This window comes from Streptomyces sp. ISL-36 (genome assembly GCF_018614205.1).
In the GTDB taxonomy this organism is placed as follows: domain Bacteria; phylum Actinomycetota; class Actinomycetes; order Streptomycetales; family Streptomycetaceae; genus Streptomyces.
Genome location: NZ_JAGGOS010000011.1, coordinates 31,267 through 54,531, shown reverse-complemented (window position 1 = coordinate 54,531; position 23,265 = coordinate 31,267). Strand labels below are relative to the sequence as shown.

The 23,265-nt window shown below is 70.9% G+C and carries 18 protein-coding genes and 2 tRNA genes; 7 read left to right on the top strand and 13 right to left on the bottom strand.

Translation table 11 applies throughout. The annotated features are described in order from the left end of the window. From J7E93_RS02210 to J7E93_RS02190, 5 genes are all read right to left on the bottom strand, one after another. A complete protein-coding gene (locus J7E93_RS02210) occupies positions 1-633 on the bottom strand; it encodes a DsbA family oxidoreductase (RefSeq protein ID WP_215065502.1) in 633 nt (210 codons plus the stop codon). A 228-nt stretch (positions 634-861) separates the two neighbouring features. After that, positions 862-1,470 (bottom strand): hypothetical protein, encoded by a 609-nt coding sequence (locus tag J7E93_RS02205; RefSeq protein WP_215065501.1) that lies wholly within the window; start codon positions 1,468-1,470, stop codon positions 862-864. Positions 1,471-1,707: 237 nt separating this feature from the next. Next, positions 1,708-2,673: a dTDP-glucose 4,6-dehydratase gene (rfbB, locus tag J7E93_RS02200; protein ID WP_215065500.1), complete on the bottom strand. Its 966-nt coding sequence runs from the start codon at positions 2,671-2,673 to the stop codon at positions 1,708-1,710. 53 nt (positions 2,674-2,726) lie between these two features. Next, on the bottom strand, positions 2,727-3,788 hold the full coding sequence (locus J7E93_RS02195; protein ID WP_215065499.1) for a glucose-1-phosphate thymidylyltransferase: 1,062 nt from the start codon (positions 3,786-3,788) through the stop codon (positions 2,727-2,729). Between the two features lie 421 nt (positions 3,789-4,209). Then, complete coding sequence (locus J7E93_RS02190; RefSeq protein WP_215065498.1) at positions 4,210-5,886, bottom strand: MDR family MFS transporter; 1,677 nt, start codon at positions 5,884-5,886, stop codon at positions 4,210-4,212. A gap of 348 nt (positions 5,887-6,234) precedes the next feature. On the opposite strand from J7E93_RS02190, the gene J7E93_RS02185 reads away from it, so the two are divergent. The 5 genes from J7E93_RS02185 to J7E93_RS02165 all read left to right on the top strand — a co-directional run bounded on the left by J7E93_RS02185 (position 6,235) and on the right by J7E93_RS02165 (position 12,472). Next, positions 6,235-7,383 carry a glycosyltransferase gene (locus J7E93_RS02185; RefSeq protein WP_215065497.1) on the top strand — a complete coding sequence of 383 codons (1,149 nt, stop codon included), beginning with the start codon at positions 6,235-6,237 and terminating at the stop codon, positions 7,381-7,383. Between the two features lie 134 nt (positions 7,384-7,517). Next, a complete protein-coding gene (locus J7E93_RS02180; protein WP_215065494.1) occupies positions 7,518-7,691 on the top strand; it encodes a hypothetical protein in 174 nt (57 codons plus the stop codon). 28 nt (positions 7,692-7,719) lie between these two features. Next, positions 7,720-10,197: a TOMM precursor leader peptide-binding protein gene (locus tag J7E93_RS02175; RefSeq protein WP_308367587.1), complete on the top strand. Its 2,478-nt coding sequence runs from the start codon at positions 7,720-7,722 to the stop codon at positions 10,195-10,197. Positions 10,198-10,486: 289 nt separating this feature from the next. Beyond that, the gene (locus J7E93_RS02170; RefSeq protein WP_215065492.1) at positions 10,487-11,692 is read left to right on the top strand and encodes a sensor histidine kinase; all 1,206 of its coding nucleotides are present in this window, start codon (positions 10,487-10,489) and stop codon (positions 11,690-11,692) included. 171 nt (positions 11,693-11,863) lie between these two features. Then, positions 11,864-12,472, top strand: coding sequence for a LuxR C-terminal-related transcriptional regulator (locus J7E93_RS02165; RefSeq protein ID WP_215065491.1), 609 nt, complete (start codon positions 11,864-11,866; stop codon positions 12,470-12,472). Between the two features lie 169 nt (positions 12,473-12,641). On the opposite strand, the gene J7E93_RS02160 is transcribed toward J7E93_RS02165, so the two are convergent. After that, positions 12,642-13,475, bottom strand: a complete 834-nt coding sequence (locus J7E93_RS02160; RefSeq protein ID WP_215065490.1) for an AfsR/SARP family transcriptional regulator — start codon at positions 13,473-13,475, stop codon at positions 12,642-12,644. A gap of 268 nt (positions 13,476-13,743) precedes the next feature. Beyond that, positions 13,744-13,816: transfer RNA gene (locus tag J7E93_RS02155), tRNA-Ala, on the bottom strand. A 129-nt stretch (positions 13,817-13,945) separates the two neighbouring features. Between J7E93_RS02155 and J7E93_RS02150 the strand changes: the two genes are divergently transcribed. After that, complete coding sequence (locus J7E93_RS02150) at positions 13,946-14,494, top strand: DNA-binding protein (RefSeq protein ID WP_158988547.1); 549 nt, start codon at positions 13,946-13,948, stop codon at positions 14,492-14,494. 43 nt (positions 14,495-14,537) lie between these two features. Next, the gene (locus tag J7E93_RS02145) at positions 14,538-15,845 is read left to right on the top strand and encodes a serine/threonine-protein kinase (protein ID WP_215065489.1); all 1,308 of its coding nucleotides are present in this window, start codon (positions 14,538-14,540) and stop codon (positions 15,843-15,845) included. Positions 15,846-15,863: 18 nt separating this feature from the next. On the opposite strand, the gene J7E93_RS02140 is transcribed toward J7E93_RS02145, so the two are convergent. The 6 genes from J7E93_RS02140 to gyrA form a co-directional block, all read right to left on the bottom strand. After that, positions 15,864-17,198, bottom strand: coding sequence for a hypothetical protein (locus J7E93_RS02140; RefSeq protein WP_251065927.1), 1,335 nt, complete (start codon positions 17,196-17,198; stop codon positions 15,864-15,866). Between the two features lie 107 nt (positions 17,199-17,305). Next, positions 17,306-19,198: a VWA domain-containing protein gene (locus tag J7E93_RS02135; protein ID WP_374105350.1), complete on the bottom strand. Its 1,893-nt coding sequence runs from the start codon at positions 19,196-19,198 to the stop codon at positions 17,306-17,308. A gap of 270 nt (positions 19,199-19,468) precedes the next feature. Next, positions 19,469-19,603, bottom strand: a complete 135-nt coding sequence (locus J7E93_RS02130) for a DLW-39 family protein (RefSeq protein ID WP_003958712.1) — start codon at positions 19,601-19,603, stop codon at positions 19,469-19,471. A gap of 136 nt (positions 19,604-19,739) precedes the next feature. Continuing rightward, a tRNA-Ile gene (locus tag J7E93_RS02125) sits at positions 19,740-19,813 on the bottom strand. A 97-nt stretch (positions 19,814-19,910) separates the two neighbouring features. Next, positions 19,911-20,507, bottom strand: a complete 597-nt coding sequence (locus J7E93_RS02120; protein ID WP_215065488.1) for a DUF3566 domain-containing protein — start codon at positions 20,505-20,507, stop codon at positions 19,911-19,913. A gap of 105 nt (positions 20,508-20,612) precedes the next feature. Further along, positions 20,613-23,228: a DNA gyrase subunit A gene (gene gyrA / locus J7E93_RS02115; protein WP_215065487.1), complete on the bottom strand. Its 2,616-nt coding sequence runs from the start codon at positions 23,226-23,228 to the stop codon at positions 20,613-20,615. Between the last annotated feature and the right edge of the window lie 37 nt (positions 23,229-23,265).

Here is a 23,265-nt window from a genome sequence, read left to right as displayed (position 1 = left end):
TCAGCCGGCCTCCACCAGGGCCCGGTGGAACTGGTCGACGGAGGGCACCCCGGTGGCGACGCGTACGCCGTCGACGAAGACGGTCGGCACGCCGGTGACCCCACGGCGGGCGGCGGCCCGCTCGTCCTCGCGGACGTCCTCCCCGTAGGCGTCGCTCGCGAGCACCGCCTCGACGGCGTCGGCGTCGAGGCCCGCGCCGGTCGCAGTGCGCATCAGGACGCCGTGGTCGGCCACGTTCTGCTGTTCCGTCAGATAGGTACGGAAGAGTTCGCTCTTCATCCGGTGCGCGAGGCCGCTGTCGGCGGCGAGATGCACCAGGCGCTGGGCGTCGAAGGAGTTCACGGGGCGTACGCCGGTGAGCCGGATGTCCAGGCCCTCGGCCTCGCCCAGGACGCGGATCTTCTCGAACAGCTCGACGGTCTCGCCGGGTTGGAGACCGAGCTTCTCCCGCATCATCTCGCCGAGCGTAGCACCGGGCGTCCGGGGCTGATCGGGACGGAGTTCGAAGCTGCGCCAGACGACGTCGACGTCGTCACGGCCGCTTTCACCGAGGCGTTCGATCGCCTTGTCGAGCCGCGCCTTGCCGATGTAGCACCACGGGCACATGATGTCGGACCAGATCTCGATCTTCACTGACGCTCTCTCCCCACTTCCGGATCTTCCTCTCCAGGCTGCAACCTCGACCGCGCTAGAGGTCAAGCGCGACCGCGCCGGCCGGCCCCGCGGAAGGGGACCGACCGGCGCGGTGCGCGCGAGACGACTGCCGGACGTCTGCCGAACGTCTGCCGAACGTCCGCTGAACGTCCGCTGAACGTCCGCTGGTCGACTGCTGGTCGACTACGGGAATCGCTTACGAATCGCTTACTTGACCAGCGTCTTGGTCAGCGCGATCGGCTGGTCGGGCCAGCAGGCGAGCTGGGCCTCGCCGTCCCAGTTCGGGGAGAGGAAGGTCCAGGTGAAGCCCGGGTCGTCGTGGGACGTGCCGCCGAAGGCCGTCTCCAGGGTAGTCCGGGTGGAGGGGGCCTTCAGCTTGATGGTGATCTTCGGCAGGTCGAAGGGGGTGTTGGCGGCGTACGGGCCCGCGGCGCGCAGCACGGCCTTGGTGCCGTCGATCTGCAGCTCGGGGGTGCCCGCGGCGCCGCCGTCGGCGACCTCGTAGGACACGACCTTGGCGCCGGCCGGCAGCTTGAACTGCAGCGCGACGTTCTTGACCTCCTTGTTGTAGGCGGGGTTCGGGGTGATCGGGGCCGGGTCGAGCGTGACGTCGAAGGTCGCGCCGGGCCGGACGGTGGCCGGGGCCACGCCGTCGACGTACGTGCTGTACGCGAGGCCGGTGACGGTGCCGACGCGGCAGTCGAAGTAGGTCTTCACCGGGGCGGCCTGGGCACCGGAGGTGGTCGCCATCACACCGGCCAAGGCCAGCGGGACGGCTATGGCGGCGGTACGGGCACGGCTACGGAGTGCGGACATGACGATTCCGTTCTGTGAGAAAGGGTGAGGAACGATGACGAAGTGATCACCGGATCACCGGATCACCAGCTCGGCCGGAGGGCCGAACAGGTGGGGAAGGCACGTGACGAAGGCACGCGGCGCACGCCCGTGGCGAACGCACGGGGCGAACGCACGTGGTGGCACGCGGGCATTGGAACGCCGGCGGTGATCAGGTGGTGAAGGGTGGTGCCGGGCGCGACCCCGGTCGGCCGAAGGTCAGGAGGCCGAGGTACGCCAGAAGTCGGGGTGGTCGCGGTACCAGTCCACGACCGACCCCAGCCCGCTCTCGATCGACCAGCGGGGCGCGTAGCCCAGCTCCTCGCGGATCTTGGAATCGTCGATCGCGTAGCGGAAGTCGTGCCCGAGCCGGTCCTCGACATGGCGCACCATGTCCCAGTCCGCGCCCAGAAGGTCCAGCAGGCGGGCGGTCATCTCGCGGTTGCTCATACCGCTGCCGCCGCCGATGTTGTAGATCTCGCCCGCCCGGCCCTTGGTGAGCACCAGGTGCAGCGCCCGGCAGTGGTCGTCCACATGCAGCCACTCGCGTACGTTGCGGCCGTCGCCGTACAGCGGGACCTGCCTGCCCGTCAGCAGCCGGGTGACGAAGTTCGGGATGAGCTTCTCCGGGTGCTGGCGCGGGCCGTAGTTGTTGGAGCAGCGAGTGATGCGGACGTCGAGCCCGTGCGTACGGTGGTAGGCGCGGGCGACCAGGTCGCTGGAGGCCTTGGACGCCGCATAGGGCGAGTTGGGCAGCAGCGGGCTCTGCTCGGTCCAGGTGCCGCTCTCCACCGAGCCGTACACCTCGTCCGTGGAGACGTGCAGGACCCGGTCCACCCCGGCGTGCAGAGCGGCGTCGAGCAGCTGCTGGGTGCCCATGACGTTCGTACGGACGAACTCGCCGGGGCCGGTGAGGGAGCGGTCCACGTGGGACTCCGCGGCGAAGTGCACGACCGCGTCGTGGCCGGGAACGATCCGGTCCAGGAGGTCGCGGTCGCAGATGTCGCCGTGGACGAAGTCGAGCCGCTCGTGGTGGTCGGGCAGGTTGTCGCGGCGCCCCGCGTAGGTGAGCCGGTCGACGACCGTGACGCGGACGTCGGCGGACTCCGGGTAGCTGCCGGCGAGGATCTCGCGGACGTAGTGCGAGCCGATGAAGCCGGCTGCACCGGTGACCAGGATCCTCATGCCGCCACTCGCACCACCACTCGCACCACTCGCACCACTGCTCACACCGCCGCTCACGCCGCCACCTCCGCCTGCGTATGGTCTCCGATGATCAGCCGCCGTCCGGCCGCCTCGCCGGTGCGCACGGCGGCCGAGCGGCCGATGAGCGAGCCGGAGAGTCCGCGCACGCCCTGGATCGACACCCCGTCGAGCACGATGGAGTCGCGGATCCCCGCGTCCTCCAGCACGCAGTCACGGCCTAGGGCGGTGTACGGGCCGAGCTCGCTGCCGCGCACGACGCTTCCGGCGCCGACGATGAGCGGTCCGACCAGATGCGAACGTTCCACGACCGCCCCGGCCTCGACGACCACGGTCCCTTCGACGGTACTGGCCGCGTCGACCTCGCCGTGTACGCCGTGGGGGAGCCGGTCCAGGAGCACCCGATTGCAGTCGAGCAGGTCGTCGGGGCTGCCGGTGTCCTTCCAGTAGCCGGCGTACTCGTCGGCGAGGACCCGGTCGCCGCGCTCCACGAGGTACTGGATCGCGTCGGTGATCTCCAGTTCGCCGCGGGCGCTGGGCTCGATCGCCCGGACGGCGTCGTGGACGGCGGCGGTGAAGAAGTACACGCCGATCACGGCGAGGTCGCTGCGCGGCTGCTGGGGTTTCTCGACCAGTGCGCGGACCCTGCCCGTGTCGTCGACCTCGGCGACACCGTAGGCGCGCGGGTCGGCCACCTTGGTGAGCAGCAGCCGGGCGGCGGGGCGTTCCTCCCGGAACGCGCGGGCGGACTCGGCGATGCCCTCGGCGAGGATGTTGTCGCCCAGGTACATCACGAAGTCCTCGTCGCCGAGGAAGTCCTCGGCGATGGAGACGCAGTGGGCGAGGCCGAGCGGCGCCTCCTGCTGGAGGTAGGTCACGTCGAGGCCGAAGGCGGATCCGTCCCCGACGACCGCGCGGACCTCGTCGGCACGGTCGCCGACGACGACGGCGACGTCCTCGACACCGATGGCACGGACGTTCTCCAGGCAGTGCACGAGGATCGGCTTGTTGGCGACGGGCACCAGTTGTTTGGGCATGGAATAGGTGAAGGGACGCAACCTGGTCCCCATCCCTCCGGACAGAATCAGCGCCTTCATGGCAACCCTTCACTCCCACCTTCGCCCCGGGCCTTGGTTACGGGCTCGATTCTGGAAAACCCACCTAGAGACCGGGTCCACTCCTGCTGGACTCGGTGCTCGCAGCCACATGGAACCCACGGACCACGGCTCACGGACCACGGCTCACGGACCACGGCTCACGGACCACGGCCCAGAGTGCCGGAACGTGAGGAAGGGGGCCGGCGAGAGGCCGGCCCCCTTCGGGGACGCGTACACGGGGGAATGAAGCACGCGTCCGTACGGGGGCGTGCCCGACCGCCGTACGAAACGGCGGGCGGCACGCGGATGCGCCACCTGCTTCGGGATCGAGATCGATCCCGGGGTCAGGCGCGAGGGAGACCAGGGCTCCGGACCGGAAGGCTCCAGGGCCCCGGGCCCCAGGCCCGGCGCGTGGGGGAGGTCAGTTCTTGGCCGCGGGCTGCTTCCCTGTCTCCTTGGCGCCGCCCGGCGCCCCGGCGGCCGGCTCACGGCGCTTCTCCTTCGGCACGGCCGCCAGCACCAGGGCGATCAGCAGCATCACCCCGCTGACCACGAAGACCGTCTGCATCGCCTCGGCCATGCCCTCCAGGAAGGGCTTCGCCAGCCTCGGGTCGGCGTGGTCGAGGAAGGTGCTGTTGTCCAGCGGCACGTCGCCGTCCCGGGCGCCCAGCAGCACCTTGTTCGCGGCCTGCCCGGTCACGGACGGGTCGTTGACGGCCGCCGTGTACTCCGGGTCGGAGGCCGCGCCACGGTAGGCGGCGGCCACCTTCTCGCCGACCGCGCCGAAGAACATCGACAGGAAGACGGCGATGCCCGCCGTACCGCCGATCTGACGGAAGAAGGTGAACGAACCCATGCCCGCACCCATGTACTGCGGCGCGACACCCGTCTGGATCGCGATCAGCATGACCTGCCAGCACAGGCCGATGCCGAAGCCCATCACACCGGCGGCAATGCCGGTCTGCCACAGCGAGGTGTCGGCGGTCAGCAGGCCGAACCAGAACGTCGCGACGACCATCAGGACCAGGCCGGTGAGCAGCACCGCCTTGTAGCGGCCCGATTTCGTGACGTACGGGCCGGCGATCCGGCCCGCGGCGACGATGCCCAGCGTCTGCGGCAGCATCATCAGACCCGCCTGGGTGGGCGACAGGCCCTTGACCATCTGCAGGTACAGCGGCAGGACGGAGAGCGCACCGAACACGGCCGCTCCGACGAGGACGTTCACACCGTTGTAGACGGAGAAGAGCGGGTTGCGGAACATCGGCGTCGGCAGCAGCGCCGCGTCGGCCGCCCGCTTCTGCGCCAGCAGGAAGAGGACCAGGCCGACCGCTCCGAGCCCGAACAGGACGAGCGTTCCGGCGTCGGTCCAGCCCCACGCGGGGCCCTGCTCGACGGCGAAGAGCAGCGGCAACAAGCAGGCGATCAGTGCGAGCAGCCCCGCGATGTCGAACTTGTGCTGCGCGCGGCCCGGCTGGACGCGCACCAGCGCGGCGATGATCAGCGCCGCGGCCACACCGATCGGCACGTTGATGAAGAAGGCCCACCGCCAGCCGGACGCGCCGAGGAAGCTGTCGAGTCCGGCGAAGAAGCCGCCCGCGACCGGGCCGACGACCGCCGAGACACCGAAGACCGCGCCGAACCAGGCCTGGTAACGGCTGCGCTCGGCGAGCGGCACCAGGTCGGTGAGGATCGCGAAGGCCAGGCTCATCAGGCCGCCGGCGCCGATGCCCTGGACACCGCGGAAGACCGCGAGCGTGGTCATGGACTGGGCGAGGCCGCACAGCACGGAGCCGAGGACGAAGATGCCGACGGCGGTGCAGTAGACCGGGCGGCGACCGTAGATGTCGGAGAGCTTGCCGTACAGCGCCGTCGTGATCACCGAGGTGATCATGTACGAGGTGTTCGCCCAGGCCTGCTCCGAGAGGCCGTTGAGGTCGTCGGCGATGGTACGCAGGGCCGCGGAGATGATCGTCTGGTCGAGGGCGGCCATGAACAGGCCGAGCAGCAGCCCCGTCATGATCAGCCGGATTCTGCGCCTGTCGACCGCGTCGGCACCGGAATCGGGCGTGGCGGAGCCCGGCTTCGCTGTGTCTGTCATCGGGAGTTTCTTCCTTCGGAATCGGAAGGGACGTCGGGAATCGGGGTCGGGCCGCTGCGTCCGGACCAGGATGAAACCTCTAGTGCACTGGAGGTCAAGCGGGATTGTGCGAGGCCCCGCTCGCGCCCGGCTCAAGAGCCCCTCGCGCACCCGCCTCCCCCCGCGTACCGCCGCCCTCCCGCCCTCACCTCGCGCACCACGCGCACCCGCGCACCCGCGCACCCGCGCACCCGCGCACCGCCGCCTACCGCCACCTCCTCTCACTCCCCTCACTCCCCTCACTCCCCTTACGCCGCTTCCAGCAGGGCTCCAGGGCCGCTCGACCCCCGCTCCCTAGCGTCCGCGGCCATGAGATTCCTTTTTGTGTCCGGAGGAAGCGCGGGGGCGGTCTTCCCCATCACCCCGCTGGCGTTGGCGGCGCGCAACGCCGGCCACGAGGTGATCGTCGGGGCCACGGAGAACGTGATGCCGCTGGTCGCCGCGACAGGTCTGCCCGGCGCCCCGATCACGTCCCGCACGATGTTCGACTTCATGCAGCGCGACCGGCACGGCAATCCGCTGGAGATCCCCAAGGATCCTCACGAGCGGAACCTGTTCAACGGCCGCGGCATGGCCCGCCTCGCCCTCGGCAGCATGGAGGGTCTCGTTCCGCTGGTCGAGCGCTGGCAGCCGGACGTCCTGGTCGCCGGGGCGCTCTCGTACGCCGCACCCCTGGTGGCCCACCGCTTCGGCCTGCCCTGGGTGCGCCACGCGCTCAACATGGGCGAGCCGTCCATCATCGACCTGTCCGCCGCGGCCGAACTGGCGCCGGAACTGGAGGAGATGGGCCTGTCCGGGATCCCCGACCCGGACATGTACGTGGAGATCTGCCCGCCGGGCGCCCGGCGTCCCGACGCGGGGCCCGCCCAGTTCATGCGGTACGTGCCGTTCAACACGCAGCGGGCCCTGGAGCCCTGGATGTACGCGAAGGGCGACCGACCGCGCGTGCTGGTCTCGGCGGGCAGCCGGGTCACCGCCGACTACGAGGCCGACGCCCTCTCCGCCCTGGTGGAGAAGGTCGCCGGACTCGACGTGGAGCTGCTCATCGCGGCGCCGCAGGAGATGGCGGACGCCCTGGGCGACCTGCCGGACAACGTACGGGCCGGCTGGCTTCCGCTCGACGTCGTCCTGCGCACCTGCGACCTGCTGGTCCACCGGGCCGGCGGCAACACGATGCTGCACGCGATCGTGTGCGGCGTCCCGCAGCTGGTGATCCCCGCCATGCCGAAGCAGGTCGGGATGTCCGCCCGGCTGGCGGAGTACGGTGCCGCGATCATGCTGACGGCCGGTCAGGACGACTCTCCGGAGAACGTGGCCAAGGCGTGCCGGGAGCTGCTCGAGGACCCGGCGTACAAGGCCAGGACCGACGAGCTGAGCAGGGAGATCGCGGGTCTGCCCGCGCCCCACGACGTGACGGTGGCGATCACCGAAATGGTGCGGGCCCGGGCGAGGGTGTGAATCCGTCACATCGAATTGGTGAGGCGAACACTGGTCCGCGATCATCGGGTGTTCACACAATCCAGCCAAGGCGCTGCGTCACGGCACCTTCAGCCGTATCCGTATCTCTTGGAACGCTCCTGGAAGGAACCCCCATGAACCACGTCCTCGCCGAGAACCCCTCCTGGGCCGCCGTCCTCACCCCGGACACGGCGCAGGCCTCGGCCACGCTGACGATCGAGGACCTGGACACGGTCCCCTCCGACTCGGTGGCGCTGTTCACCCTCTGCGTCCTGGCCCCCGAGCCGGCCGAGGCCGTCGCTGCCTGACACGACGGTGGGCGAACAGGGGGGACCGGTGGCCGGGGGCGGCGGACCGCGGATCGGCTGGCGCAGCCATCTGCGGAGTCTCGTCGTGACGGGCGAGGCGGTGTATCTGGTCTCCGGCCGGGGCGTCCGCGCCGTGCGCGGTGCCCCGGCCGAGGCGCTGGCCCCCCTGCTCGACGGCACGCGCACCCCCGACGAGGTACTGCGCGAGGCCGCCGCCCCCGCCCCGGCGCCCGACGCCTCCTCCCCGTACGTCCCTTCCGCGGACGTCCCTTCCCCGTACGTCCCTTCCCCGTACGCCCCTTCCGCGGGTGCCCCGTCCGCGCACGCCCCCTCCCCGGCGCCCCCTTCACCTGAGCCCCCCACCCCGGAGGCGCTGCGCCGGGCGCTCGCCGAACTCTGGTCAGCGGGCCTGCTGCGCGCCTACCCGGCGCCACGCCCGGCTCCGGCTCCGGCTCCAACCTCGGCCCCGGCCCCGGCCCCGGTACAGACGCCCCACACCGCCACCCCCACCCCCCACGACCCTTCCGCCGAGGCCTTCTGGGACCTGGCCGGGACCGCCCCGCCCACCGGGGCGGCCGTACGGCTCCTCGTCCTCAACGGCCCGGTCTCGCGCGAGGAGGCGCGGGCCGCCTGCGCCGCTTCCGGACTCGACGTCGCGCCGCCCGACGCGGAGGCGGAGGACGCCGACGTCACCCTGGTGCTCTGCGCCGACTACCTGGACCCCCGCCTCGCCGAGGTCGACGCACGGCAGCGCGCCGCCGGCCGCCCCTGGCTCCTCGCCGGCCCCGGCGGTCCCGAGGCCTGGACCGGCCCCGTCCTGCGCCCCGGCGACGGTCCCTGCTGGCACTGCCTCGCCGAGCGGCTCCGCCTCCAGCGCGGCTCCGAGGCGCCCCTGCACCGCGCGCTGGGCAGTACGGATCCGGTCGCCCGGCCCGAGGCCTCACTCGCCGCGAACCGTGCGGCCGGCCTGCACACCGCCGTTCTGGAGACCGCCAAGTGGCTGGCCGGCGTGCCCGGTCCGACCCGCGACGCCATCCACACCCTCGACGCCCTCACTCTCGACTCCGCCCGGCACCCGGTGACCCGCCGCCCCCAGTGCCCTTCCTGCGGCGACCCGGACCTGGTCGCCGCACAGATCCGCGCCCCGTTCGTACCCGAGCCCCGCCCCAAGGCGGCGGACGGCGGCAACGGCCACCGCGCCCTGTCGCCCCGCGGGATGCTGGAGCGCTACGGCCATCTGGTGGGCCCGGTCACCGGCGTCGTACGCGAGGTGCGCCGCGACCCGCGCAGCCCCGCCTTCACCCACAGCTACCTCTCCGGTCACAACCTGGCGATGCGCGCGCCGACCCTGGCCGGGCACAGCGCCGGGCTGCGCGCCCTCAGCGGCGGCAAGGGCCTCACCTCCGAGGAGGCGAGGGTCAGCGCCCTGTGCGAGGCCGTCGAGCGCTACAGCGGCTCCCGGCACGGCGACGAGCCCGTCGTCCACGACAGCTTCCGGGCGCTCGGCCCCGCCGCCGTCCACCCGGACACGGTCCGGCTCTACGACCCCCGGCAGCTGCGAGACCGGAAGACCTGGAACGCCTCGGGCTCCCCCTTCCAGTACGTCGGCCGTCCCTTCGACGAGGAAGCCCCCCTCGACTGGACCCCGGTGTGGTCCCTGAGCGAGGGTGTCCAGCGGCTGCTGCCCACCTCGCTCCTCTACTTCGACGCCGACCCCGCGGCCCCGCTGCGCGCCGACTCCAACGGCAACGCCGCCGGTTCCAGTCGCGAAGACGCCTTCGTCCAGGGCTTCCTGGAACTGGTCGAGCGCGACGCGGTCGCGCTGTGGTGGTACAACCGCACCCTCGCACCGGCCTTCGACCTGGACGCCTTCGCCGCCTCCGGCGACACCTGGATCGAGCCACTGCGCGCGGGCTACCGCTCCCTCGGCCGCGAGGTCTGGGCGCTGGATCTGACCTCCGACTTCGGCATCCCGGTGGTGGCCGCCCTGTCCCGGCGCACCGACGGGCCGCCGGAGGACGTGCTGTTCGGCTTCGGCGCCCACCTCGACCCGCGGATCGCGGTGCGCCGCGCGCTCACCGAGATGGGGCAGCTGCTGCCGGCGGTCGTCGACGCCCGCCCGGACGGCTCCGGTTACACCGTGGACGACCCGCAGGCCCTCTCCTGGTGGCGCACCGCCACCGTCACCGGCCAGCCCCACCTGCTGCCCGACCCGGAGCACGCCCCGAGCCACCCGGGCAGCTGGACGTACACGCCGCGCGCGGATCTCTCCGAGGACGTGGCGGCGCTCACCGCGCTCGCCCGCGCGCGGGGTCTGGAGGTGCTCGTCCTGGACCAGACCCGACCGGACATCGGCCTTCCGGTCGTGAAGGTGATCGTGCCCGGCATGCGCCAGTTCTGGCCACGTTTCGCGCCGGGCCGTCTCTTCGACGTGCCGGTCGCGCTCGGCCGACTCACCGAGCCCACTCCGTACGAACGCCTCAACCCCCTGCCGCTGTTCGTCTGACCGCCGCCCACCGGCCGACGACACACCCCGCACCCCCGGGCGACGAACCCCCACCCGACCGGCCGGCACCGCCCCGCCGCCCACCGGCCGTCACCATCCCGCCACCCACCGGACGCCCGCCGGGAACCCGCCCCGCGTCAGGCGCCGTTCATCAAGGTCGATGCCGACCGGAAGCCGTGCGGAAGCCGACCGAAAGCGACCGGAAGCCGACAGGACATCCCGCTGGCTCGGCCCGGCATTGATACCTTCCGGTATGTTTTTACCCTCCACAGAGAAGTCGTCACGCCTGATGAACTCACGTGAACAGCAGTTCGACGAGCTGGACAGCACTGCCGTGAACCTCTCTCACGAGGACTCCGACGTGCCGGCCCCGCGACTGGCGCACACCGTCCTGCTGGCCGCGATGGCCGGCTATTCCCTGGTCACAGCGGTGAACATCCTGGGAGCCGGGCTGTCCCCCGCCGAGAGCTGCGTCGGATTCACCGCCCTCCTCGTGGTGTTCGGCCTCCAGGTCGCACACTCCCGGCCACAGGCCCGCCAGTGCCCGTACTGGCGCCGCGTGACCACTCTGACCCTGCAGGCCGTCTTCTGTTTCGTACCGCTCGCGCTGTTTCACATGGCGTGGGGAGCGATGGGCGGCTTCCTGGCCGGTTCCGTACTCCTTCTGCTCCCCGGCCGGGCGGCCTGGCCGCTCTACGGAACGATCGGCCTCTCCCTGTTCGCCTACTCGGCGGCCGCCGGCCACTCCCTGCTCGACAGCGTGTACACGATGGAGGCCACGCTCGTCACCGGACTCGTGGTCTTCGGACTGAGCAGCCTGACCGGTCTGGTGACCCGGCTGCACGCACACCGCGCCGACCTGGCCCGGCTGGCGGTCGCCGGCGAGCGGCTCCGCTTCTCCCGGGACCTGCACGACCTGCTCGGCTACAACCTGTCCGCGATCACCCTCAAGACCGAGCTGGTCCGCCGACTGGTGCCGAACATGCCCGACCGGGCCAAGGACGAGACCGACTCGATCCTCGCCCTCTCCCGCCAGTCACTGGCCGACGTGCGCAAGGTCGCCACCGGATACCGCGACATGTCACTGCGCGCGGAGGCGGACGCCACCCGCTCGATGCTGGAGGCGGCGGGCATAGAGGTGGAGTCGGCCATCGACATAGGGCCGCTGCCCTCCCAGGTCGACACGGTGCTCGCCACCGTGCTCCGCGAGGGAGTGACCAACGCACTGCGGCACAGCCGCGTCCACCACTGCACCATCCGGTGCTGGGAGAAGGACGGCGTGGTCACACTCAGCCTCGGCAACGACGGCGTGGACCCCGAGGGCGCGGACCGCGCGACGACGGCGGACGACCCGGGCGGCAGCGGCCTGGGCAACCTCACCCACCGGCTGACTCGTGTCGGCGGCAGTCTCACCACCGAACTGAGCGATAACGGATGGTTCCGGATGACCGCCCGGGCCCCGGTGCACCCGCACGTCTGCGCCGCGGCCCGGTGATCCCGACCGGACCCCCGCCGCCCCCGCCGCCCGTGCTGCCCGCGCCGCCCGAGCCGCCCGCGTCCAAATAAGTCGCGCCTGTACACGCTGCATACGTATAACCGGAGGAAGCACTCAGAAATCGAAAAAGTGTACTGTGAAGATGGTCAAGATGCGGGGGGATTCACCACAGTGATACGCATATTGCTGGCTGAGGACATGGAGATGGTCCGGGGGGCGCTCGTGGCGCTGCTGGGCCTGGAGGACGACCTCGAAGTGGTCGCGGAGGTCGAGCGCGGAGACGAGATCCTTCCCGAGGCCCTGAAGGTCCGGCCCGACGTGGCGATCATCGACATCGGCCTTCCCGGCATCGACGGCATCAAGGCGGCCGCCCTCCTCGCCGAGGAACTCCCGGGCTGCCGCACCCTCATCCTGACGAGCCTGAGCCGCCCCGGTGTGCTGCGCCGGGCGCTGGACGCCAAGGTGGCGGGCTTCCTGCCGAAGGACGCCTCGCCCCAGGACCTCGCTGAGGCGGTACGCCGGATCGCGGCGGGCCACCGGGCCATCGACCCCCAACTGGCTCTGGCCGCCTGGGACAGCGCCGAAAGCCCGCTCACCGAACGGGAGATGGAGGTGCTCCGTCTCACCGCCGAGGGCGACGAGGCGCCGGAGATCGCCGCCCGGCTGCACCTCTCCACCGGGACCGTGCGGAACTATCTGACCTCGGTCGTCACCAAGCTCAACGCCCGCAACCGGGTCGACGCGGTACGTATCGCGCACGAGTCCGGCTGGCTGGTCTGACGGACCCGCCGACCAACCGCCGACCAACCGCCGACCGAACTGCCGACCAAACCATCGGCCGAACCGCCAGCCAACCGCCGACCGAATCTCCGACAGAGCCCGGGCCGAGCCCCGGGGCCGGAACGCCCCCGAGCTCGCCCCGAGCTCGCCTGAGCCCGTCCCGGGCGCCTCAGCCTCCGGCCCGCAGCAGCTCGAGCCCGGCGTGCCGGGGTTCCAGCTCCGGCTCACCGGAGAGCACCGCCCGGTGCAACCGCTGCAGACGGTGCGAGGGCTCCACCCCGAGCTCCTCGATGAGCGTCCTGCGCAGCTCCTGGAACACCTCCAGCGCCCGCCAGACACCGCCCGACCGGTACAGCGCGGTCATCAGCTGGGCGGCCAGGTTCTCGTTCATCGGGTGCCGGGCGACCAGCATCCGCAGCTCGGCCAGGAGCGAGGCGTGCCGCCCGAGCAGCAGATCCGCCTCGATGCGCTGCTCGAGAACCCGGGTGCGCTGCTCCTCCATGCCGAGGACCTCCACCCCCAGGACCCGGCCGACCGGTACGTCCACCAGCGCCGTCCCGCGCCAAAGCCCGAGCGCCCGCTCCAGCATCGCGGACGCCGCCCGCGCGTCGCCGGCCTCCAGCGCGACCGAGCCACGGGCCGCAAGCGACTGGAACTCGCGCAGATCGCTGTCCTCCGGGCGGACGGCGAGCCGGTAGCCGCCGAAGCAGGTGGTGAGCACGGCCTTGGCGTCCCCGCCCAGGTCAGGGGCGGCGCCAGGCCGTCCGGCGCGCAGCGCCGCGGTCACCTTCCGGCGCAGATGGAGGATGTACGTCTGCAGTGTGGTCGCCGCACTCTTGGGGATCGCGTCACCCCAGATCTCCTCCATCAGCGTCGGCACGGTCACCACTCGTTCCGCTCTGATGGCCAGCAGCGCGAGCAATTGGCGCGGCTTTCCCGCACTGGGCACGATCGACTGTCCGTTCAGACGGACGGCGAGCGGTCCGAGAATCCCAACATCCATGACACTCCCCCAAAGCGATTCGGCGTGAAGGACTGACCCGCGGTGTCGGTACCGACGATTGCACGCCTGTTCCAAGCCACCCAGTGCCACGTTCATGGAGTGGAAGGTGAGCAGCTCACTCGAGCGGAACCCGAGGTTCGACCAAGGGACGACCGAGCGCCGGCCCAGGGACAGCCCAGGGACAGCCGAGGCAGCCGAGGGCTAAATGCCACGGAACCACCAAAAAGCCCCTCCACCTGCGTCGCAGCAGGTGAAGGGGCTGATCCGGTGGAGCCTAGGGGAGTCGAACCCCTGACATCTGCCATGCAAAGACAGCGCTCTACCAACTGAGCTAAGGCCCCGGAACGAGAACAGAGTACCGGGTCACCCCCTCCATCCCGCAAAAGGATTGGGACTCCCGGTCCGCGACCACGCTCCGTAAGATGCTGACCGAGGTTCGCAGTGGCGAACCGCAGGGATGGGGAGAAGTAATGGATGCAGCGCAGCAGGAAGCCACGGCAAGAGCCAGGGAGCTTCAGCGCAGTTGGTACGGAGAGCCGCTGGGGGCGCTCTTCCGCCGGCTGATCGACGATCTCGGGCTGAATCAGGCCAGGCTCGCGGCCGTGCTCGGACTGTCGGCACCCATGCTTTCCCAGCTGATGAGCGGCCAGCGGGCCAAGATCGGCAACCCGGCGGTCGTCCAGCGTGTCCAGGCCCTCCAGGAGCTCGCGAGCCAGGTCGCCGACGGCAGCGTCAGTGCGGCCGAGGCCACGGACCGGATGGACGAGATCAAGAAGTCCCAGGGTGGCTCCGTGCTGACCGGCACCAGTCAGACGACCAACAGCTCGGGCGCGCCGACCGTGCGCCGGGTGGTCCGCGAGATCCAGTCGCTGCTCCGCTCGGTCGCGGCGGCCGGTGACATCATCGACGCGGCGGACTCGCTCGCCCCGGCCCACCCGGAGCTGGCAGAGTTCCTCCGGGTGTACGGCGCCGGGCGCACCGGGGACGCGGTCGCCCACTACGAGTCGCACCAGAACTGACGCAGAGCAGCAGCAGGGCACGACGGGGAGCGGGCGCAGCGTAATGGGTGAGATCTTCGCGGGTCGGTACGAGCTGATCGACCCGATCGGCCGCGGCGGGGTCGGAGCGGTCTGGCGCGCCTGGGACCACCGCCGCCGCCGCTATGTGGCGGCCAAGGTGCTCCAGCAGAGCGACGCCCACACGCTGCTCCGCTTCGTCCGGGAGCAGGCGCTCAGGATCGACCACCCCCATGTCCTCGCCCCGGCCAGCTGGGCCGCCGACGACGACAAGGTGCTGTTCACCATGGATCTGGTGGCCGGCGGTTCCCTGGCGCACGTCATCGGCGACTACGGCCCGCTGCCGCCGCGCTTCGTCTGCACGCTGCTCGATCAGCTGCTCTCCGGTCTGGCCGCGGTGCACGCGGAGGGGGTCGTGCACCGCGACATCAAGCCGGCGAACATCCTGCTCGACGTCACCGGAACCGGGCGGCCGCATCTGCGGCTGTCCGATTTCGGCATCTCCATGCGCAAGGGCGAACCCCGCCTGACCGAGACCAACTACGTGGTGGGGACGCCCGGTTACTTCGCGCCCGAGCAGATGATGGGCGCGGAACCCGACTTCCCGGCCGACCTCTTCGCGGTCGGCCTGGTCGCGCTCTATCTGCTCCAGGGCCAGAAGCCGGACTCCCGCGCCCTGATCGAGCACTTCATGGCGCACGGGACTCCGGGAGCCCCCCAGGACATCCCCGAGCCGCTGTGGCAGGTCATCGCCGGTCTGCTGCAGCCCGACCCGCAGGCCCGTTTCAGAACGGCGACCGGCGTGCGCAAGGCCCTCACCTCGGCGGTCGAGATGCTTCCCGAGGCCGGCCCGAACGAGGAGCCGGTCGAGGTCTTCGACCAGATCGGCCCCCTGCCCGCCGGCTTCGGCCCCAACGGCCCCGAGACCCCGTCCCAGACGACTCCCGCGCCCGCGCCCGCCCCCACGCCCCTGCCGAGCGCCTCCGAGACGGGCAGCTTCCACCTGCCCCCGCCTCCCCAGCAGCAGCCGGCCCAGCAGCCGCAACAGCCGGCCCAGCCGGTCCAGCCGGTCCAGCCGGTCCAGCCGGTCCACGAGCAGCCCACCCTTCCGCCACAGCCGGTCAGCGCCCACGCCGCCCCCTCCCTCGCCTACGCCCCCACGGCCGCGGTGCCGTACGAGCAAGCCTCTACTCATCCATACACCGCTCACGCCCCGCAGGTTCCCGCCCCGGCCTCCCCGGCGGTGCGGCGTCCCGCAACGCGGCCGGGACCGCCCCCGAAGGTGGCGGTCCCGGTCCTGTTCGTCGCGCTGATCTGTTTCGCGGTCGGCATCTGGGCCCTCACCCAGACCTGACGGCCCTCGCCGGTCCGGCTACCAGGCCGTCGGCGGCCCGAACTGCGGCGGCCCGTCCGACCGCCCGTCCTGCCGCCCGTCCTGTGATGCCCCTGCCACGCGCCGCCGTGCCACGACCGTCCACACACCGAGCACGAGGATCAGCACGGTCCCGGCACCGATCCCGGCCGCCGCGACCAGCCGCATGCCGTCGCTCTTCCCCGCCTCGGCCCCGCTCTGACCGCTGGCCGCCGCGTCCCGATCGTCCTCGGTGACCGTGAACGGCCCGGCATCCCCGTCGTACGCGGGCCCCGCCTTCGCCGTACCGGTGACGTTCACCCGCAGCGTCAGCGGCACCGGCTTGTCCCCGTACGCCTTGGCGATCTCGGGGCTGAGCGTGGCCGACAGGTAGTACCAGCCCGCGAAGCGCAGGGCGTTCGTGTTGCTGTCGGAGGAGTAGCGGTTCTGGAAGGCGACGGGCCGGTGCGCGTCCAGCGCGAGCGTCGCCGGGTCACCGTCGTAGCTGACGGTGTCCTCGTCGACGTGTCCCCGGGCCGGGTTGTCGAGGGAGAGCACGAGCGCATTGCCGACGTACGTGTCGCCGGCGGCGCTCGATCCCAGCTCCGCGCTGGCGAAGATCTGCTGACCCCAGTCCACCGGCACCCGGTAGAAGAGGGTCTGCCCGGGCTTGATGTCGTCGCGCCACTCGCCCTGCCGCAGCGAGGTGGCGTCGTGGAAGCCGGCCCCGCCCTGCCGCTTCTGCGGACCGCCACCGGGCGGCTGGGGCGAGGAGGAGGGCCAGTTGTCGGGCAGCTCGGTGGGTCCGGTCTGCTTCACGCCCGGCTCGGCGAGGTGGCGGATCTCCAACGCCCAGTCGTCGGGCGTGGAGACGGCCTTGGAGGTCCGCTCGACCAGCACGTAGTAGGCGCCCGCCTGCTGACAGGTGGAGCTGTCGGGCTTGATCGTGCGGTGGGCGTACGCGGCGATGGGGCGGGTGAATCCGGCGGAACCGAAGAGCGCGTCCTGGTAGTCGCACTGCGTGCCGGAGCCGTCCTGCAGGCTCACCTTGATGCCGTCGCCGTACTCGGCCTTGCCGCCCGGTTTCGGCACGGCGACCACCGAGACGTAGGCGTTCTGCTTCGCGTCGAGATCGACCCGGTAGTAGAGCTTGCCGTCCTTCTTGATGGCGTCGCGGTAGGTCCGGCCTGCCTTCAACTGCTCGGCGTCCAGGCTGGAGGCGGCGCCCTTGACCTGCTCGGCCGCTTCGTCGAACGTGTACGGGCTCTCGCCGGCCGCCCAGGCCTGGCCCGGCAGCGCCGCGGCCAGGCACACCGCGGCGGCCAGCGCCCGGGTCGCCCGGACGATCCCGGCCATCCGGACCGCGCCGGTCGCCCGGACCGCGCCGGTCGCCCGGACCGCGCCGGTCGTCCGGATCCTCCCCCGCCGCGTCCTCACGCGCTGCGTCCTCAGGCGCTGCGTCTTCACGCGCTTCTCCTCGTCGTCTCCGTCGCCGCCCTGCCGCGTACCCGCAGCAGCACGATCACCGCTGCCGCGATCAGGACGACCGCGCCACCCGCCACCCCGGCGGCCACAGTGCCGCTCCATCCTGCCCCGCCCGTCCCGCTGCTGTCTGCGCGCCCGGTCGATTCGCCCTGCTTGTCCAACTTCCCGTCCAAGGCGGCCGCGTTGTGCTCCGGTCCGGCCAGCGCCTCACCCAGGACCGCCACCCGCAGCACCACGGCGATCTGCGGGTTCTCGGCGATCTCCGCGGCCTCGGCACCGAGCGTGACGGCGAGGTAGAAGCCGCCCGGCGCATGCACCGGGACGACGTTGGGGTTGCTCTCGTACCGGTTGGTCCAGGCGATCGGCACCGTACCCATCTTCAGTGCCGTGGGGCGGCCGTTGTAGCTGGTCCGCGAGGAGAACTCGCCCGTGCCACCGCCGACCGGGTGCCGGGCGGGCGTGTACACCTGGGTGGCTCCGTACGAGGTCACCGACGACGCCCCGTCGACCGTGGGCTCGTTGGCGAACTCGACGTCGTAGCGCAACTGCTGTCCCCAGCCGACCGGGACGCGGTACCAGAGGGTCTGCGCCGGCAGCAGCCGGTCGCGCCACACGCCCTCCCCGATCTCCCGCGCGTCGTTGAAGCCGGTCCCGCCCCGCACGTCCTTCGGATCGCCGGTGGGCAGGACGGCGTCCTTGCCGCCCGCGCCGTACTCCGGCTCCGACTGCGCCGGGGTGGTGCCGGCCGGCAGCGGCTTCTCCACGCCGAGGACGAGTTCCAGCGGCCAGCGGGACGCGTCCGACTCCGGCTTGCTCGTCCGCTCCACCACGAACCAGTACCGGTCCGCCTCGTCACAGGTGGACCATCGCTTCTCGGTGGGCACGCGCGCGATGGTGGAGGTCAACGGCGCGGCGCCCTCGTCCTGGTGGAAGATCTGGCTGTCGGTCGTGCAGGTGCCCTCGCTGCCCGTGCCCGAGGCGTGGACGAGGCTCGTGGTCAGCTTGTCGACGGTGTCCACCGTCGACCCGGGCTGCGGCACCGCGGTCGCCGCGAAGTTCACCGTGGACCGGTCGTCGAGATCGGCCGCGTAGTACCGCTTCTCACCGGGCCCGATCGTGTCCAGGTACTGCCCGGGTACGAGGCCGGGCGCCCGGTCGCTCGTCGCGGTGCCCTCGACGCGCTCGCCCCGCAGCCGGTAGCCGTCCGCCGAGAGCTGCGAGGCCCGTTGGAGCTGCCGGGCCAGCGCGTCGGCGTCGGGCGCGTCGTAGTAACGGCCGTTGCCCGCCTCGGCGATGCACTCCAGCTGCTGCCGCGCCGCTCCCTTCACCTGGAAGCCGACCGTGTCGATCCGCAGCCCGATCCCGTCCTTGGCGAGTTCGGCGGCCACCTCACAGGGCTCGGGAGTGCCGCAGGAGTCCTCACCGTCGGAGATCAGCAGGATCGTGCGCGTCCCGATCGCCCCGCCGACGGGCTCGGAAAGGTCGTGGGCGGCCTTCTGGAGCGACAGCCCGATGGGAGTGTCGCCGGTGGGCCGCAGGCCCGCCACGGCGGCCTTGAGGCCCGCCCGGTCCAGCGGCTCGACGGGCTTGACGAGCCGGGTGTCGGTGCAGCCACGGGGACGGTCGGCCCCGTAGACCCGCAGCCCGGTGGGGTGCCGGTCGGGCAGACCGTCCACGACGGTGCCCACGGCGGCGCGGGCCGCTTCCATCCTCGTACGCCCCGAGCCGTCGTCGTCGGCCATGGAGCCGGACGAGTCGAGCACCATCACCAGGCTGCTGCCGCCGGACATCTCCGGCTCGTCCACGGCGGGCCCGGCGGCGCCCGCTGCCTGCGCCGGCGTGCACAGCAGGCCGCACAACGCTCCCGCCACCCACGCTCCCGCCACCCGCGCCCCGGCCACTCGACCCGGCGCCGTTCGCCCCGGCGCCGTTCGCCCCGTCGCCGTTCGTCGTGCTCTCACCCGGCTGTCCCCCTTGACCGCGATCACTCAACTTTGCTCTAGCAACGTAGTGATTTGCGGTGGTGAACTCAAGGAGAGGCGTGTCACGGTCCTGAAACAGCGGGCACAAGCTGCCGTGAACAGGGTGAAGCCCCGGCCGCTCACGAGCGGCCGGGGCTTCATCCACACACAGTCTGCGTCTCAGACACCCGAACCTGCGGGCACGGAGTCGGTCGCCTCCGTCCACAGATCCTGCTCGGCGCGATCCGCCTGGATCTGGCGGTACACGAGGAGCCCGCCGATGGCGGCCAGTGCGACCAGGAGAAGCTTCTTCACCGCGCGACCTCGTCTTTCGTTGACGTAGGAGACTTCTGACGCCCACTCTACACACCGACCGATACCGATCGGTGACCTGCTCCGGGGTAAAAGCGATCGGCCCGGACGGAGAATCCGTCCGGGCCGATCGTCGCTGTGGGGCTAACAGGATTTGAACCTGTGGCCTCATCCTTATCAGGGATGCGCTCTAACCAACTGAGCTATAGCCCCGCCGCGCTCTGCGGTGTATCTCCCGCGCGCTGACTCCTGAAGATTAGCGCACGTGGGGGCCAGTCCCAAAATCGGTTCCCTCCGGCCCCCACACCGCTCATTCGTCCTCGGCGAGCGTCAGCTCCACACCGCCCACGAAACCGGCGGACAGGTTGTAGATGAACGCGCCCAGCGTCGCCAGCGCGGTCATCAGGACCACGTCGATGACCGCGATGACCGACGTGAACATGAGCACGCGCGGCAGCGAGAGGAACGACTGCAGATCGAAGCCGTTGGACTCGTTCGAGCCCGTGGCCTCGCTGATCGTGCCGCCGACGGTCGAGAAGACGCCCATGGCGTCCATGACCATCCACAGCACCGACGCGGCCACCACCGTGCAGATGCCCAGCGCGATGGAGAGCAGGAAGCTCACCTTCATCACCGACCACGGGTCGGCCTTGGCCACCCGCAGTCGTGCCTTGCGCGTCCGGGGCGTGGTGCGTGCCCCCGTCCGCGGCCGGCGTACCGCGCCGGCGCTCTGGCCGCCCGGGTTCGGGCCCATGTTCTGACCGCCCGCGCCGGCGGCCGGCGCCTGAGCGCCGTACGCCTGCGGAGGGTGGTACGGCCCGCCCGGCTGCTGCCCACCGGCTCGCTCGCCCGGCAGTGGCCCGTTGTACCCCTCGTACGAGGGCTTGGGCCCCCGAGTGTCCGTCACCGCAACCCCCTGGGAGTCCGTGGCCGAGCCACGGGCGCCGTCAGCTCCAGCACCAGCAGAAGCTCCGGCAGCCGCCGATCCGGCGCCCGTGGCTCCACTCACGCTCTACTCCTCGTGCTCCCCGGCCGAGGGCTCGTTGCCCTCGGCTGCCTCGACCGCGGTTGCGGCCTCGATGCCTTCGACGATCTCTGCCTCGGTATCGACCGCGTCGACCTCTTCGGCCTCGCTGCCCGCCTCGGCGTTCCGTGCGATACCGACGACGGCATCGCGCTTGCCCAGGTTGATCAGCTGGACGCCCATGGTGTCACGGCCGGTCTCCCTGACTTCGTTGACTCGCGTACGGATCACACCACCGGACAGCGTGATGGCGAGGATCTCGTCCGTCTCCTCGACCACCAGCGCGCCCACGAGCGAGCCGCGGTCCTCCACGATCTTGGCGGCCTTGATACCGAGGCCACCGCGACCCTGGACGCGGTACTCGTCGACGTTGGTCCGCTTCGCGTACCCACCGTCGGTGGCGGTGAAGACGAACGTACCCGGCCTGACGACATTCATCGAGAGCAGCTCGTCGCCCTCGCGGAAACTCATCCCCTTGACGCCGGACGTCGCTCGTCCCATCGGACGCAGTGCGTCGTCCGTCGCGGTGAACCGGATCGACTGCGCCTTCTTGCTGATGAGCAGCAGATCGTCGTCCGCCGACACCAGCTCGGCGCCGATCAGCTCGTCGTCGCTCCCGTCCTCCGTCTCCCGGAGGTTGATCGCGATGACACCGCCCGAACGCGGCGAGTCGTAGTCCTTCAGCGCGGTCTTCTTCACCAGACCGCCCTTGGTGGCGAGCACCAGGTAGGGCGCGGCCTCGTAGTCGCGGATCGCCAGGATCTCGGCGATCTGCTCGTCCGGCTGGAAGGCCAGCAGGTTGGCCACGTGCTGGCCGCGTGCGTCCCGGCCGGCGTCCGGCAGCTCGTACGCCTTGGCCCGGTAGACCCGTCCCTTGTTGGTGAAGAAGAGGAGCCAGTGGTGGGTCGTGGACACGAAGAAGTGGTCGACGATGTCGTCCTGCTTCAGCTTCGTGCCGCGCACACCCTTGCCGCCGCGCTTCTGCGAGCGGTAGTCCTCGGTCTTCGTACGCTTCACATAGCCGCCACGCGTGATGGTGACGACGATGTCCTCCTCGGCGATCAGGTCCTCGATGGACATGTCACCGTCGAAGGGCACCAGCTTGGAGCGGCGGTCGTCGCCGAACTTCTCGACGATCAGCGCCAGCTCCTCGCTGACGATGGTGCGCTGACGCTCCTCGGAGGCGAGGATCGCGTTGTACTCGTTGATCTTCGCCTGCAGCTCGTCGTGCTCGGCGACGATCTTCTGGCGCTCCAGCGCGGCGAGCCGGCGCAGCTGCATCTCGAGGATGGCGTTGGCCTGGATCTCGTCGATCTCCAGCAGGCCCATCAGGCCCTCGCGCGCGATCTCGACGGTCTGGCTGCGCCGGATGAGGGCGATGACCTCGTCGATCGCGTCCAGCGCCTTGAGCAGACCGCGCAGGATGTGCGCGCGCTCCTCCGCCTTGCGCAGGCGGAAGCGGGTACGCCGGACGATGACCTCGATCTGGTGCGTCACCCAGTGGCGGATGAAGGCGTCCAGCGAGAGCGTGCGCGGCACACCGTCGACGAGCGCCAGCATGTTCGCGCCGAAGTTCGTCTGCAGGTCGGTGTGCTTGTACAGGTTGTTGAGGACGACCTTGGCGACGGCGTCGCGCTTGAGCACGATGACGAGCCGCTGACCGGTACGGGACGAGGTCTCGTCGCGGACGTCGGCGATGCCGCCGATCTTGCCGTCCTTGACCAGGTCGGCGATCTTCTGCGCGAGGTTGTCCGGGTTGGTCTGGTAGGGAAGCTCCGTGACCACCAGGCACTGGCGGTTCTGGATCTCCTCGACCTCGACGACCGCACGCATCGTGATCGAGCCACGGCCGGTGCGGTACGCCTCCTCGATGCCCTTGCGGCCCACGACCAGCGCGCCGGTCGGGAAGTCCGGGCCCTTGATCCGCTCGATGAGCGCGTCGAGCAGCTCCTCGTGGGTGGCCTCGGGGTGCTCCAGCGCCCACTGGGCACCGGCCGCCACCTCGCGCAGGTTGTGCGGCGGGATGTTGGTCGCCATACCGACCGCGATACCGGCGCTGCCGTTGACCAGCAGGTTCGGGAAGCGGGCCGGGAGAACCGTCGGCTCCTGGTTGCGGCCGTCGTAGTTGTCCTGGAAGTCGACGGTCTCCTCGTCGATGTCCCGGAGCATCTCCATCGACTGCGGCATCATCTTGCACTCGGTGTACCGCATGGCGGCGGCCGGGTCGTTGCCCGGGGAACCGAAGTTGCCGTTGGAGTCCACCAGCGGCATCCGCATCGACCACGGCTGGGCCAGGCGGACCAGCGCGTCGTAGATGGAGGAGTCGCCGTGCGGGTGGTACGTACCCATGACGTCACCGACGACGCGGGCGCACTTGTAGAAGCCCTTCTCGGGCCGGTAGCCGCCGTCGTACATCGCGTACAGCACACGCCGGTGGACGGGCTTCAGACCGTCCCGTACGTCGGGCAGCGCGCGGGACACGATGACGGACATCGCGTAGTCGAGGTACGAGCGCTGCATCTCGGTCTCGAGCCCGACGGGCTCGATCCGCAGAATCGGCTCTTCCTCTGTGGCTTCGGTGGTCGGGGTGTTCTCGTCGGCCATTGCTGGTCGTCAGTCCTTTCGTACGGTCAGCTGAGAC